This is a genomic window from Janthinobacterium silvisoli, assembly GCF_014200725.1.
In the GTDB taxonomy this organism is placed as follows: Bacteria; Pseudomonadota; Gammaproteobacteria; order Burkholderiales; family Burkholderiaceae_D; genus Janthinobacterium.
This window is the reverse complement of sequence record NZ_JACHCL010000002.1, coordinates 1285630-1299688: the sequence shown is the minus strand read 5'-3', so window position 1 is coordinate 1299688 and position 14059 is coordinate 1285630. Positions and strand designations below refer to the sequence as shown.

Genomic DNA, 14059 nt, shown 5'->3' with positions numbered 1-14059 from the left:
TACAGTAGGCTGTCTGCTGCACAACGCTGGACAAAACCGTCGCGAGCGGAAGGAAGAGGTGGCCGAGACGCGGAACTGTGCGTTAGCACGGGGCCGCCGAGGTGGTGAGCATCGAGGCCGCCTATGCCGACGCGCAGCAGGTTTGGTCCGGCGTTTACTTTTTACCGCCGCGTTCTTTCGCCGTCTGCGCCGCGTTCGAGTCAGGATAACGGGAGATCAGCGCGTTCAGCGTCTTGGTGGCGTTTGGCTTGTCTTTCAGTTCCGTGTAGCAGCTGGCGATGTTCAGCATGGCGTCGGCTGCCTTCGGGCTGTCCGGGTAGTTCTTCACGACGGCTTGCTGGGCCGTGATGGCGCTCTTGCAGTCGCGCTGGGCGTAGTAGGCGTTGCCCAGCCAGTATTGGGCGTTGGCCGCGTAGGCTGATTCCGGGTAGCGTTTCACGAAGGCGTCCAGCGAGGTGGCCGCGCCCTTGTAGTCGCCCGATTTGAACAGGCCCAGGGCGGCGTCATATGCGCCTTGTTCGGATACACCCACGGCTGCTTCCTGGCCATCGATGGTGACCTGGCGCGGTTCGAGCTTGCGCAGGCGCGCATCGAGGTCGGTATAGAAATCTTTCTGGCGTTTTTGCGTATTGGCCAAATCATTGCCCAGTACTTCGATCTGGCCGCGCAGGCGGGCGATCTCTTGCATGGTCTGGTCGTGCTGGTTGATCAGGCTCAAGGTACTGGTCTTGTCAGCCTTGGTGTCGATGCGGCTGTTCACGTCCTGCGCCAGCGCGTCTACCTTGGCGCGCAACTCCAGGATGGCCTTGCGGGCTTCGTCGTCGTCGAACAGGGCTGCGTTGGCGTGCAGGGGCAGGTAGGCGAATGCGGCCATCAGGGCGGCGGCGAGGCTGGCTTTCGAGAATGTCATCATGGGTCGGGCTTTCAAAAGTTACGCAAACATGCAAACGGGGCGGTGGGCGGCTATATAACCGCTCACCGCCCCATTATTATGCCTATGACTGACTAAGTGCGCGATAAAAATGCGCTTAGCCTAGAGATATCGGCAAGATATCAATAAACGATGTCAGCGCGGCGGTTTTGTGCCCATGCTTCTTCGTTGCTGCCTTGTGCTTTAGGCTTTTCTTTGCCCAGCGACACGGCTTCCATTTGGCCTTCTGGTACGCCCAGAGCCGACAGGGATTTACGCACTGCTTCAGCACGTTTTTGGCCCAGGGCCAGGTTGTACTCAGCGCCGCCGCGTTCATCGGTGTTACCTTGGATCAGGATCTTGCGGCTTGGGGTTTTCACCAGGTAGGCAGCGTGGTTTTGCACCACTGGGGTGTCGGCTTCGCGCACGACGTATTTGTCGAAGTCGAAGTAGACGCTGCGGTTAGCCAGCACGCCTTTTGGATCGTCCAGTGGATCGACCGATGCGGTCGTCACTGGCTGAACTTGACGGTTGTCAACTGGAGGAGGAGCAACCACTTCTGGTGCGCGCTCAACGACTGGGGTTTCTGCCAGTTTCACTGGGGTGCTGCAAGCCGACAACAGGGCGGCGGTAGCGGCGATGAAGGCCAAGCTTTTAATATTACTCATTTTTATTCTCCGGGTCATGGTTAAGGGTGAAACTATACTGCTTTACTTCATAAAAGGACCCCAGGTGGGCTCCTTGATATTGCCAGCTTGCGTAGTCAAACGCTGTTTGACGCGGCCATCCACCGATACCACTGCCAGCGACTTGCGTCGTCCGGATTCGGTCGCGTACATGATATATTTCCCGTTGGGCGAGAAGCTCGGTGATTCGTCGTTGGCGGTGTCCGACAGGCGCAGTTCCTGGCCGCTGGCCAGGTCGAGCACGTAGAGCTGGAAGTTACCGTCGCGACGGGAAATATAAGCGAGTGTCTTGCCATCGGACGAGATCCGAGGGCTGATGTTGTAGGAGCCGCCAAACGTCACGCGCTTGGCTTCGCCGCCGCTGGCCGGCATGCGGTAGATTTGTGGTCCGCCGCTACGGTCGCTGGTGAAGTAAACACTTTGGCCATCGGCCGAGAATTGGGGTTCGGTGTCGATGCCGCTGCTGTTGCTGAGACGACGCAGGCCGCTGCCGTCGGCATTGACGACGTAGACTTGCGTGTGGCCGTCGCGCGACAGGGCGACCGCCAGGCGGGTGCCGTCAGGGCTCCAGCTCGGCGCCGAATTGCTGCCTTTTTCATTCGATACGATGGTGCGCTGGCGGGTCACCAGGTTTTGCACGTAGACGATAGGCTTTTTCTTTTCAAACGAGACATACGCGACCTTGGTGCCGTCCGGCGACCAGGCGGGCGAAATGATCGGTTCATTCGAGCGCAGCGCAACCTGGATGCCTTCGCCATCGGCGTCGGCCACTTCCAGGCGGTATTCGCGGCCCGTTTGCGTGACGTAGGCGATACGGGTCGAGAACGCACCTTTGACGCCGGTCAGCTTTTCATAGATATCATCGGCAATCTTGTGCGCCAGCAGGCGGTTGAACTGCGGCGCGGCCGCATTGTTCATGCTCGACAGTTGCACGCCCTTGATGGTGTCGAACAATTTGTAGCGCACGTCCAGGCGGCCATCGGCCAGTTGCTGCACGCTGCCGGCGGCCAGCGCATCGGCGCCACGGCCTTTCCACTGGTCGAAATTGATGTTGGCTGTTTCAGCGACGGCTGTATCGGCATCGATCAGCTTGAACGCGCCGCTGCGGGCCAGGTCGGCCTTGATGATGGACGACAGCGGTTGCGGCGCCACCGATTCCTGATCAAAGTTGGCGATCGCCACCGGAATCTGGTTGCTGCCGACGCCGGTGATCTCCACCCGCAACTGGGCCTGGGCGCCCGTGGCTCCCAGCATCAGTCCCGCGCAGAGGACGACGTAACTCATTTTTTTCATGATCATCATTTAGGCAAATCCTTCATATCGAATACTGCTTCAACTTCGCGCACCACGGTGCCGTCTTTTTTCTTCGGCAGTGGCGACGATTTGGCAATGGCGTTTTCTACCGCGCTGTCATAGGCGGGCAGGCCGCTACTTTTGATCTTCCGGACTGAAATAATCTCCCCAGTTGGCAATTGCTCGATCTTGTACACGGCGCGCGGTGCGCCAGGGACGTCGGTGCTGCCGCTGTACGCGATGTTGCTCTTGATCTTGGCCGTAATGGCTGCGACATAGCCGCTATCCATGCGTGGTGCCGTCGATTTCGCGGCGGTGCCCGTGGTGCCTGCGCCGACTGCGCCCGTAATGCGGCTCATTTCGTCGGCACGTGCCTTGTCTGCAGCCTTTTGTTCTGCTGCCTTTTTCGCTTTGGCGGCTTTTTCAGCCGCGGCTTTTTTCTCGGCCTGTTCTTTTTGCTCTTTATCTTTCTGGGCCTGGGCTTCCGCCTTTTCTTGCGCCAGTTCTTTTTCCTTGGCCTGCTTGGCTTTCTCAAGCTTGTCGGCTTTTTCCTTCTCGAGCTTGTCAGCCTTCTCTTTTTCTTTCTGCTTCTGCTTGTCCTGCTCGCGCTTGGCGTCTTCGCGGTCCTGCTGTTCCTGTTTTTTGCGCGCTTCTTCTGCAGCTTTTTCTTTCTCTTCCTTCAGCTTGGCCTTTTTGCGTTCGAGCGCAATCTCCGCCTCGCGCAGATCGACTTTCGGCTCAGGAGCCGCTACCGGTGGCGGTGGTGGCGGCGGAGCAGGTTCTTCGACCGCCGGCGTTGGCGGCGGCGCCGGCTGCGGTTCAGGCTCGGTCGCCGGCGGCGGCGCCGGCGCAGCCGTCTGCACCTTCAAATCCCACACTTCCGCTTCCACGGCGACCGGCTCCGTACTTTGCCACTGTACGCCTACCCACAGGAAAAACAGCAGGCCAAGATGCATCGCCAGCGCCAGGCCCAGCGAGGGCCAGCGGCTGCGTTCGCTCGGCACGCTGTAGGGCACGCCATGTACATGGTCGGTTTGTTTGGTCTGCAAGGTCAAGTCTATCTAAAAACGGTGAAGTCTGGTTATGTACACGCGTGCGCTTACTTATTTGCTTGCCTGGCCGCTTATTTCGTCGCCAGGCCAACCCGGTTGATGCCGATCTTCTTGGCTTCCGAAATGAGCTGGATCACGTCGTCATACTTGCTTTCCTTGTCGCCTGCGATCAGCACCGGATAGTCCGGATTGGCTTCATGCAAACCGCGCAGATTGCGCAGCAGGGCGTCGCGGTTCGGTTCCGTCTCCGGCGCCAGTTGCTCTTTGCCGATCACGCCGATCGACAGCGAGCCATTTGGTTTCAGCACGATCTGGATATAGTCATCGGGCGGTTTCGCCGTTTTTTCCGCGTTGGGCAAATTGACCACGCTGGGATTGTTGGACGACGGCATCACCATGAAAATGATCAGCAGCACCAGCATCACGTCGATATACGGCACGACGTTGATTTCCGACTTGAATTTGCGGCCACGGCCACCGCGCATGCCGCCGCTATTGAAAGAAGCCATCAGCAGTGCTCCCTCTTAGCGCGACTGGCGCTGCAAGATGTTGGAGAATTCCTCGACGAAGCTTTCGAAGCGGATCGCCAGGCGGTCGATATCGTGCGAAAAACGGTTGTACGCGACCACGGCTGGAATAGCAGCGAACAGGCCGATGGCGGTCGCGATGAGTGCTTCGGCAATACCGGGCGCAACCGCGGCCAGAGTGGCTTGCTGTACGTTGGCCAGGCCGCGGAAGGCATTCATGATGCCCCATACGGTGCCGAGCAAGCCGATGTAGGGCGAGACGGAGCCGACCGAAGCGAGGAAGGCCAGGTGCGATTCCAGTGCATCCATTTCACGCTGGAAGGCGGCGCGCATGGCGCGGCGGGCGCCGTCGAGCACGGCGCCGACGTCCAGCGCTTCGCGCGGGCTGTAGGAAGCCTTGCCCTTGATGAATTCGCCCATGCCGGCGTCGAAGATGCGAGCCAATGCGCCGCTCTTGTCGCGGTTGCCGCTGGCGCTCTGGTGCAGTGCATGCAGGTTGCCGCCGGCCCAGAAGCTGCGTTCAAATTCGATCGTCTGGCGGCGCGCCTGGCGCACCGCAAACACCTTGCGGAAAATATACGTCCAGCTGGTCAGGGAAATCAGCAACAGCAGGGCCATGATCAGTTGCACGATCAGGTGGGCATTGGTGATGAGCGCGAGGAAAGAAAGATCTTGTGAAACGTTCATTGGCTGTCAGTCTGTTGGTGAATTATCCGGAGGTGGCGGGCGGTTCAGTTGGCGCGCGTGCTGGCGGCCAAGGAGTTGCTCAAAGCGTCGGGCAGGGCGCGTGGGCGCAATGCAGCATCGACACAGCCGATTTTGACACGGGCTGTGTTGAGCAAGGTGTCGCCGCACCAGGCTTGTTGCAGGAAAACGATGGAAGCGCGCCCCAATTTTTCTATACTTAATGTTAATTTTAACGTGTCATCGAGCTTTGCTGGCGCATGATAGTCCGTGCTGATGCTTTTGACGACCAGCGCTGCATCATGCAGCTGCTTCAATGCCTGATGGTCGATACCAGTCGCGCGCAACCATTCCGTGCGCGCGCGCTCAAAGAATTTCAAGTAGTTGGCGTGGTAAACAATGCCGCCGGCGTCGGTGTCTTCGTAGTAGACACGTACATTCCAGGTAAAGACTGAAGGCATGTTTATTGCGCCATATTAATGAGATTGAGCAACATTTTACGCGATTTTTCTTGTCATAAGGAAAGGCGCTTGCCTAAATGCCATGGTTAAAGCGGCCACAAGTTGCACCGCAGCATTGTGAGAGTACACTGACTGCGGTGACAAGCCTCGTAACATACGCTTACAAGCCATTTTCAGGTTTAAGTCCAGCTTAAGACGCAGCCCCTTGACGCCCCGAAATGCAGGGCTATTTTCCCCTGCTTGCCCGGGCGCGCGGCGATTATAGCCGCACCGTTGCATTCCTTGCTCAATTTGAGCACTTAACTTACAATTTGCCTTCCATTACGTCTCACGTGACTGGCGAAAAGCCGGGATGATCTCCATACTATGGCGGTCGGTTTCCGGCGAAAGGTGGGCATCCACCGGGAAACGTGAGATTTCATCAGCCGTTCGCCTGGGCAGCCACTATGGAAATGCACGAAGAGGCTGCCTGCTCGATGTTGTTTTTCACTCAACTCCGGCTCCCCTCATTCGATCCAACCTGCCAGTACAAGCACCCTCATACTTGGAGTTTTTACATGTTTGCAAAAGATCACAACCTCGCCAACGTCGATCCTGAATTGTTCGCCGTTATCCAGAAAGAAAACGTGCGCCAGCACGATCACATCGAATTGATCGCGTCGGAAAACTATACGTCGCCAGCCGTAATGGAAGCGCAAGGCTCGCAACTGACCAACAAGTATGCCGAAGGCTACCCAGGCAAGCGCTACTACGGTGGTTGCGAATTTGTCGACGTGGCCGAGCAACTGGCGATCGACCGTGTCAAACAACTGTTCGGCGCCGAAGCGGCCAACGTGCAGCCAAACTCGGGTTCGCAAGCGAACCAGGGCGTGTTTTTCGCGATGCTGAAACCGGGCGACCTGATCATGGGTATGTCGCTGGCCGAAGGCGGTCACCTGACCCACGGTATGCCGCTGAACATGTCGGGCAAATGGTTCGACGTGGTGTCCTATGGCTTGACGGCCGATGAAGACATCGACTACGAAGCCATGGAGCGCCTGGCCCGTGAACGCAAGCCCAAGCTGATCATCGCCGGCGCGTCGGCTTTCTCGAAAAAGATCGACTTCGAGCGTTTCAGCAAGATCGCCAAGGAAGTCGGCGCCTACTTCATGGTAGACATGGCCCACTATGCCGGCCTGATCGCCGCCGGCCTGTATCCTAACCCGGTGCCGTTCGCCGACTTCGTCACCTCGACCACGCACAAATCGCTGCGCGGCCCACGCGGCGGCATCATCCTGATGAAGGCCGAGCACGAAAAAGCCATCAATTCGGCGATCTTCCCAGGTATCCAGGGTGGCCCGCTGATGCACGTGATCGCTGGTAAAGCGGTTGCTTTCAAGGAAGCGCTGAGCCCTGAATTCGTTGAATACCAGAAGCAAGTCGTCAAGAACGCCGACGTGCTGGCGAAAACGCTGATCAAGCGCGGCCTGCGCATCGTGTCAGGCGGCACCGAATCGCACGTGATGCTGGTCGACCTGCGCGCCAAGAACCTGACGGGCAAGGAAGCCGAAGCCATCCTCGGTTCCGCGCACATCACCTGCAACAAGAACGGCATCCCGAACGACCCGCAAAAACCATTCGTCACCTCGGGCATCCGCCTGGGCAGCCCGGCGATGACCACGCGCGGTTTCAAGGAAGCGGAAGCGGAGCAAGTAGGCAACCTGATCGCCGACGTGCTGGACAATCCGCATGACGCCGCCACCATCGAGCGCGTGAAAGCGGCCGTGAAAGTACTGGCTGACGCGCACCCTGTGTACGCAGCATAATTGTTTGTCCAGAATGTGTCATACAGAGTAAGATTCTGCATGACACATTCCAGCCGTGCCCCAGGGCGCCCGGAGTGTATCCTGGCGCCCTTGTTTTTAAGACGTCCTGACATAAAACTACTATAAAGTCGTATCTGCCCCATGAAATGTCCATTTTGCCAGCACGGTGACACCCAGGTCCTCGATACGCGTGTATCGGAGGAGGGCGATACCATACGGCGGCGGCGCCGCTGCGGCAAATGCGACAAGCGTTTCACTACCTACGAACGGATTGAACTTATCATGCCGGCCGTCGTCAAAAAGAATGGCAGCCGGACGGAGTTCGCTGCGGATAAGCTGCGCGGCAGTCTGATGCTGGCCTTGCGCAAGCGCCCCGTCGCGGCCGCCTCCGTGGATACGGCCATCGCTTCCATCCAGGAAAAGCTGCTGACCAGCGGCTTGCGTGAAGTCGATTCCGGTTACATCGGAGAACTGGTCATGCAGGAACTCAAGCTGCTCGACAAGATTGCCTATATCCGCTTCGCTTCCGTGTACAAGAATTTTGAAGACCTGGCGGAGTTTCAGGATGCTATCGCCGAAGTGGGCCATCCGCGCAAACCGTAAGTATTTTCAACGCATGTTTTCAGTCCGCATGGCAAGCGGACTGGTCAATTCAAACTATCTTTTCTCCCTTCTTTTACACCTGATCGTCACGCTGTTTGCGCTACCTCATGCCTGAGTTTCATCGCGCGCCTATCGTTTAGCTGGGCCGGGCGTATTTGCGGCCGTTCTTTCTCTTCTTCTTACGCTTTCAAGGGGAGTGGGCCATGCATAGCGGCAGTCATGGCAGTAGCCTGGTCGAAGTGCTGGTGGCGCTGTTGCTGCTGGCGCTCGGCGTATTGGGCAGCAGCGTGTTGCACCTGGCGTCCTTGCGCGCGCGCCACGAATCGGCTTTGCTGTCGACGGCGGCGCAACTGGCGGCGGGGATAGCCGAGCGCATGCGCAGCAATAGCGGGCTGCCGGACGCTGACAATCCCTATCTTGGCCTCGATTACGATGCGTCGCTCGATGCAGGTGCCGGTTCCACTGATGGCGGCCAGTCCGCCTGTTTCGGTGCGGCAGCTTGTACTGGCGCGCAGCTGGCGCAATTCGATATCGCCGAATGGAAGCAGCAATTAAGCTCTGCGCTGCCCGGCGCACGGCTGTTGATCTGCCGCGACCTGCAAGCCTGGGATACGGCGGCGCACGGCTTGCACTGGACGTGCAGCGGCGGCAGCGGCGCGCCCATCGTCATCAAGCTGGGCTGGCGAGGGCGGCAAACTGCAAGGCAAGCCGATGGACCAGCTGCTGTCGCCTTGCCCAGGCTGGCCATGCAACTGGGTGGATGCAGCCCATGAGTAGAGGTCACCAAAAAGGTATGAGTCTGGTCGAGCTGCTGGTGGCGCTGAGCCTGGGCGCCATGCTGATGCTCGCTGCCAGTGCGATGCTGCTTGCCGCTAGTAGCAGTTACGCAGACCAGGCGGACTATGCGCGCTTGAGCGATAACGGCCGCTATGCCTTGGACACCATCGCCCGCGCCGTGCGCCAGACGGCGTACGTGAACTGGGACGCCAGCGCCACACCCCTGATGCATGCTCCCTACGACAGCGCGAATATCGCCGGACTCGATGCGCGCAGCCTCGGCAAGAACAGTGCGGGTATCTCGCTGCCCTTGACGAATGCCGTGAATGGCAGCGATGTGCTGGCCCTGCGCTATGACGGCGCCGGCAAGGACGTGGGCGGCGACGGTTCTGTGCTCAATTGCGCCGGCTTTGGTCTGGGTGCCGCGCACACGCAGGCGCAACGGGGCTGGAGCATTTTTTATGTGGCCCGCGACGACGCAGGTGAAGCCGAGCTGCGCTGCAAATACCGCTCGGCAAGTGGCGGCTGGGGTGCCGACGCCATCATCCGTGGCGTTGACAGTTTTCAGGTCCTGTATGGACTCGATACCGATAACCCACCCGACGGCGTGCCCAACCAATATGTGAGCGCCAGCGAACTGGCCGCGCGCGATGCGGCCCTGGTGCTGGTGGGCATGGACGAAGCGGCACTGCAGCGCGACTTGAATCAACGCACGCACTGGAAACGGGTGGCCAGCGTACGGGTGGCCTTGCTGCTGCATGGCGAAGCGGCGCAGCGAACCAAGGCGCAGCCGGGGCCGGCGCAATTCGATTTGTTCGGCGCAGCCTATGCCGATGCGTATGGCGCTAGCGATACTGGCGTGCGCATCGTGCGTGCCACCTTGCCGCTGATCCAGCAGGGCCGCAGCTATCACCTGGTGCAGTTGACGATCATGCTGCGCAATATGCCTGGTTGAGCGGCGCATGGAGCCATATGCCTGATCATCAGAACGCGATTGGAGGGCGAACGGGTCAACAGGGTATCGCTCTGGTCTTTACCCTGTGCCTGCTGCTGGTCATCCTGCTGCTGGGCGTGTCGGCAGCGCAAATGGCCTTGCAAGGTGAAAAAGCGGCGCGTGGCGAGCGCGACCGGCATATTGCTTTTCAGGCCGCAGAGGAGGCGCTGATGGATGCGGAACGTGATATCGAAGGCCAGCCGGGGGCGCCGGGCCGCAGCGCCATGTTTGCGTCAGACAGCGCAGCCGGTTTCGCAGCGGATTGTGTTGGGCAGCCAGGATTGTGCCTGCCTGCGGCCGGATCGGCGCCACCCATATGGCTAGTGAAGGAGCTCGATGCTGACGATGAGAGCGTGGGTGGGGCAGTCGCGTATGGCCGCTTTACGGGAGCCGCCATGCAAACAGGGCAGGGCTTTTTGCCATTCCGCCGTCCCCGTTATTTGATTGAGCTGCTGCCTTTTCATGCTCCGGGCGAAGAGGCGGGCGCGCCGCTAGGGACCGCCGCACCTGCCAGTTATCTGTACCGCGTGACAGCTATCGGTTTTGGCGCCAGTGTCGATACGCAAGTGGTGCTGCAAACGTACTACCGCAAGCAGACGGCGGAGGCGGCGCCATGAAAGCGCTGCGCTGGCTGGCGTTGATCGCTGCCGTGAGTTTGACAGGCGCGTTGGCCGCCACGCCCACGGTGGCCCTGGACCGGGCTGATGTCGGCTTGCAAGGCGCGCGGGTACCGCCCAATGTGCTGCTCAATTTATCGTTCACGCATGCGGCCGCGGCCGCGGCGTATGTTGATGAGTACGCGCCCACACGCGAATATGCCGGTTATTTTGATGCGCGCTCCTGTTATACCTACCCCTATCGCAGCCAGGGTGGCGCCAGCGTGCCGGACCTGCGCATAGCGACCGCTTACTTTTCCGCGCTCAAGCCGTCCGATGCCCAGCATGGCTGTGGTGGTGACAGTTTCAGCGGTAACTTTTTGAACTGGTCCGGCACCAGCATGCTCGACATCGTGCGCTATGCCTTCACGGGCGGCGACAGGGTCATCGATGAAGTACGCAAGACGGTATTGCAGCGGGCCTATCTCCCCGACGGCCAGGGGGGCATCGACTTTTATGCCCATGTGGCGTATTTCCCGCGCAAGCTCTTGCGCCAGGGCGTGCAAACGGCCACGCCATTTTCGGTGCTCCGATTGTCCATCGTCTCCTGCCGCAACCGCCTGCTGTTTGGCGACGGTGCGCTGGCGCAGGCTGGCAGTTGCGAGTCACCCGGCACGTCTGCCGGGCTTGGGGTATTCCTGGCTCGCGTGCGCGTCTGCGATACGGTGGAAGGCCCGCTGCGGCCGGACCTGTGTGTGGCTTACGGCAAGAATTACAAGCCGGTGGGCGCCGTGCAGCGCCATGGCGGCAGGCTGCGCGTCGGCGTTTTTGGCCACATGAACAATACGCTGGAAACGGCTGGTCACCGGTATGGCGGTGTATTGCGCGCGCCGTTGGCGCATCTGGGCGCGCAGCGTTTTATATCTCCCGATTTCCTGCCGCAAGATTATCCGGACGCCGAATGGTCTGCGCTGACCGGCGTATATACGGGCCGTGGTGGCGGGGTGACCACTTACATCAATGCCGTAGGCCGCAGCGATGAACAGCGGCCAGGCGCGTATGCCAAGCAGGCGCCGCTGGCTGAATTGCTGTATGAATCCTTGCGCTACCTGCAGGGGCGGCAAGCCAGCACCGCAGTGGCGCAAGTGGCCGATGATGGCTTGCCTGTTGTGACGCCATGGAATGACCCGCAAGTGGCAAGCTGCCAGCGCCATATTGTTATCACCCTGGGCGACGCCGGTATGGCGGGCGACCGTTATGTGCCGGGTAATATTCCAGATAAAGGCAGCGACCCGGCCGACCGCGCGCGTGGTGTCGATGGGTTTGTCGCGCCACCGCTGGACGTGATGGCCTGGACGCGGGCCGTGGGGGTGCTGGAGGTCAATCTGCCAGGGCTGGAATGGATGACGGACGGCATCGGTGGCGCCAGTTTTTTTGCTGCCGGCCTGGCCCACTGGTCGCACGTGCAAGCGCTGCGTCCTGGCGGCAATGCAGGCTTGCTGACGCACTATGCGGGCGATTTGCTGCCGGCCAGTAACGCTGCCGTCACTAAGACGCCGCTGCTATTGGCCGCCAGATACGGCGGTGATATTGATAGCGATATCGATATTCCTGGCCATTATTTGCCAGGCAGCGACCCTGTTGCCCTGATCGCTGGCGTGCGCGCTGCTTTCATGGCAGCTGACCATGGTATGTCATCCATAGCAGGTCCCTCATTGATGGCGCTGGCCAGCGGTGCGGAAAACGCGTATCTGTTCCAGTCGCAGATGGACTTGGGCGAGAACAGCATGACCGTGTCGCGCCTGCCTTTTAGCCTGGGTGCCGATGGCGGCATCATTGCCGGTAAACCGTTGTGGGTGGCGGGCCAGGCCACCCGGCCAGTCTATACACCCGGCGCGGCAGGCACATTGATTCCGCTGCAATGGCCGCGCCTTGATGCCAGCCAGCGCACTATCTTCGACGGACAGGATGGCCTGGGTGTAGCGCGCATCCAGTATCTGCAAGGGGAGCGGACGCGCGAGGTGGGCCAGCCAGGCGGCGTGCTGCGTCGCCGAACCGGCACCCTGGGTACAGCGCCATATGGCAATCTGGTGTATGTGGGCACGCCATCGCTGGGGCTGCCGGGCGCGGATTATGCGCTACACCGAAAATTGCTGCAGGCGCGGCGCAAGATGCTGTATCTGGGCGCCAATGATGGCTTGCTGCATGGCTTCGATGCGCGTACCGGCAGCGAGCTGTTCGCTTATTTGCCACAAGCTCTGCTGCGCGGCGCTGCCGCCAGTGCGAGCACCCACTACAGCGCAGACCCGCTGCTTGATGGCGCTGCCGCCAGCGCGGAAGTACTGCTGCTGGGGCGCTGGAAAACGGTGCTGGTCTCCGGCATGGGCGGCGGTGCGCAAGGTGTGTTTGCTCTCGATGTGACGGACCCGGAACGTTTCGCGCAAATGGGTGCCTTGTGGGAATTTACCGACCGCGATGACAGCACCATGGGTAATCTGCGTGCGGCGCCCGGTTTTGCGCGGTTGAAAATGAGCGGCAAGGACAGTCTGCCCGCCTACCGTGATTTTGTGGTCGTCTCCAGCGGCTATAACAATACGGCGGACGATGCTCATGCCCTCGGCAAGCCCGCTGCCGCCATCTTCCTGCTGGCACTGGACAAGCCGCCCGGTGCGCCATGGCAGCTGGGCAGCAATTACTATCGATTGAAAATGCCGCTGGTGCAGCCAGACAGCGACGACCCTGGCGTGGCGGCGCAAGCCCTGGCGCCGCCCGCCCTGGTGGCCGGCAATGATGGCGCACTGGCCTATGCGTATGCGGGCGATTTGCAGGGTAATCTCTGGCGCATCGATTTTGCTGGCGGGCCGCCGTGGAGCGATGGCGGGGCGCGTAGACTTATCTTTGTCGCGCGCGATGCGAAAGGAGTGCGCCAGCCCATTACGCAGCAATTGAAAGTGGCGTATGGACCGGGCGGCGGTTATCTGCTGCTGTTCGGCACGGGCAAGCTGGTCGAAGCGGCCGATACCTGGCCCTCGGCCCTGTTGCCGCAATCGTTATACGCCGTCCACGATGACTTGAGCGAGCTGGCGCCCACGCGCAGCCGGGCTAGCCTGGAGCAGCGCAGCCTGGGCGTGGCGACGGATGGGTATGCCGTCACTGGCGCCGAGCTGCGCTACGCTGGTATGGCAACGGACGATGCTGGCGCCAGACATGGCTGGTATCTCGATTTGATGGGCACGGCGCAGACGGGCGAACGCAGCGTCCATAGTCCCGTGCTGGCCGCCGGCCAGGTGTTTTTCAATACGGTCTTGCCTGGGAGCGATGCCTGCGCCAGGCCCGCCACAAGGCTGTATGTGCTCGATGTGCTCAGTGGTTTTGCCGCCGATAGCGTGGGCTTGATACAGGCGGGCGCGATCACGGGCCGCTTGCTTGATGGCCTGGCGCGTGCGCCGCCGCTGGTGCTGGAAATGAAGAGCAGCGTCGGGGCGGTGGGGGCGACCGGGCGGGCAGAGGGCCGCAAGCAATTTGCCGTGGTGCAGCCTGGTGTGCCGGGCGCCGCCGTCAAGGTAGTCAGTGCGCCGCTGCCGGCCAAGCGCCTGAGCTGGCGTGAAGTGGCTAACTGGCGCGAATTGCATGAGGCTGCCAAGAAGTAGCTGTCAACAGTGAAAGGATGG

Annotated in this window: 13 protein-coding genes and 1 riboswitch; of the genes, 6 read left to right on the top strand and 7 right to left on the bottom strand. The window is 60.4% G+C overall.

The features are described 5' to 3' along the window. Positions 1-154 precede the first annotated feature (154 nt). From ybgF to ybgC, 7 genes are all read right to left on the bottom strand, one after another. Positions 155-913 (bottom strand): tol-pal system protein YbgF, encoded by a 759-nt coding sequence (ybgF, locus tag HDE75_RS15970; protein ID WP_183676764.1) that lies wholly within the window; start codon positions 911-913, stop codon positions 155-157. A 140-nt stretch (positions 914-1053) separates the two neighbouring features. After that, positions 1054-1578 (bottom strand): peptidoglycan-associated lipoprotein Pal, encoded by a 525-nt coding sequence (gene pal / locus HDE75_RS15965; protein WP_183676765.1) that lies wholly within the window; start codon positions 1576-1578, stop codon positions 1054-1056. 42 nt (positions 1579-1620) lie between these two features. Beyond that, a complete protein-coding gene (gene tolB, locus HDE75_RS15960) occupies positions 1621-2880 on the bottom strand; it encodes a Tol-Pal system beta propeller repeat protein TolB (protein WP_409254914.1) in 1260 nt (419 codons plus the stop codon). A 14-nt stretch (positions 2881-2894) separates the two neighbouring features. Then, the gene (tolA, locus tag HDE75_RS15955) at positions 2895-3938 is read right to left on the bottom strand and encodes a cell envelope integrity protein TolA (protein WP_221291871.1); all 1044 of its coding nucleotides are present in this window, start codon (positions 3936-3938) and stop codon (positions 2895-2897) included. Positions 3939-4012: 74 nt separating this feature from the next. After that, positions 4013-4450, bottom strand: coding sequence for an ExbD/TolR family protein (locus tag HDE75_RS15950; protein ID WP_260174110.1), 438 nt, complete (start codon positions 4448-4450; stop codon positions 4013-4015). 15 nt (positions 4451-4465) lie between these two features. Beyond that, positions 4466-5155: a protein TolQ gene (tolQ, locus tag HDE75_RS15945; protein WP_183676767.1), complete on the bottom strand. Its 690-nt coding sequence runs from the start codon at positions 5153-5155 to the stop codon at positions 4466-4468. A gap of 44 nt (positions 5156-5199) precedes the next feature. After that, complete coding sequence (gene ybgC / locus HDE75_RS15940; RefSeq protein WP_183676768.1) at positions 5200-5613, bottom strand: tol-pal system-associated acyl-CoA thioesterase; 414 nt, start codon at positions 5611-5613, stop codon at positions 5200-5202. A gap of 322 nt (positions 5614-5935) precedes the next feature. Beyond that, positions 5936-6059, top strand: a riboswitch (ZMP/ZTP riboswitch). 111 nt (positions 6060-6170) lie between these two features. On the opposite strand from ybgC, the gene glyA reads away from it, so the two are divergent. The 6 genes from glyA to HDE75_RS15910 all read left to right on the top strand — a co-directional run bounded on the left by glyA (position 6171) and on the right by HDE75_RS15910 (position 14038). After that, a complete protein-coding gene (glyA, locus tag HDE75_RS15935) occupies positions 6171-7418 on the top strand; it encodes a serine hydroxymethyltransferase (RefSeq protein WP_183676769.1) in 1248 nt (415 codons plus the stop codon). A gap of 141 nt (positions 7419-7559) precedes the next feature. After that, positions 7560-8021, top strand: coding sequence for a transcriptional regulator NrdR (gene nrdR, locus HDE75_RS15930; protein WP_183676770.1), 462 nt, complete (start codon positions 7560-7562; stop codon positions 8019-8021). Between the two features lie 203 nt (positions 8022-8224). Further along, positions 8225-8794, top strand: coding sequence for a type IV pilus modification protein PilV (gene pilV / locus HDE75_RS15925; protein WP_183676771.1), 570 nt, complete (start codon positions 8225-8227; stop codon positions 8792-8794). Then, a complete protein-coding gene (locus HDE75_RS15920; RefSeq protein WP_260174109.1) occupies positions 8791-9753 on the top strand; it encodes a PilW family protein in 963 nt (320 codons plus the stop codon). The genes pilV and HDE75_RS15920 overlap by 4 nt, the downstream gene beginning before the upstream one ends. A 17-nt stretch (positions 9754-9770) precedes the next feature. After that, positions 9771-10409: a pilus assembly PilX family protein gene (locus HDE75_RS15915; RefSeq protein WP_183676773.1), complete on the top strand. Its 639-nt coding sequence runs from the start codon at positions 9771-9773 to the stop codon at positions 10407-10409. After that, positions 10406-14038, top strand: coding sequence for a pilus assembly protein (locus tag HDE75_RS15910; protein ID WP_183676774.1), 3633 nt, complete (start codon positions 10406-10408; stop codon positions 14036-14038). The genes HDE75_RS15915 and HDE75_RS15910 overlap by 4 nt, the downstream gene beginning before the upstream one ends. The last annotated feature ends 21 nt before the right edge of the window (positions 14039-14059 follow it).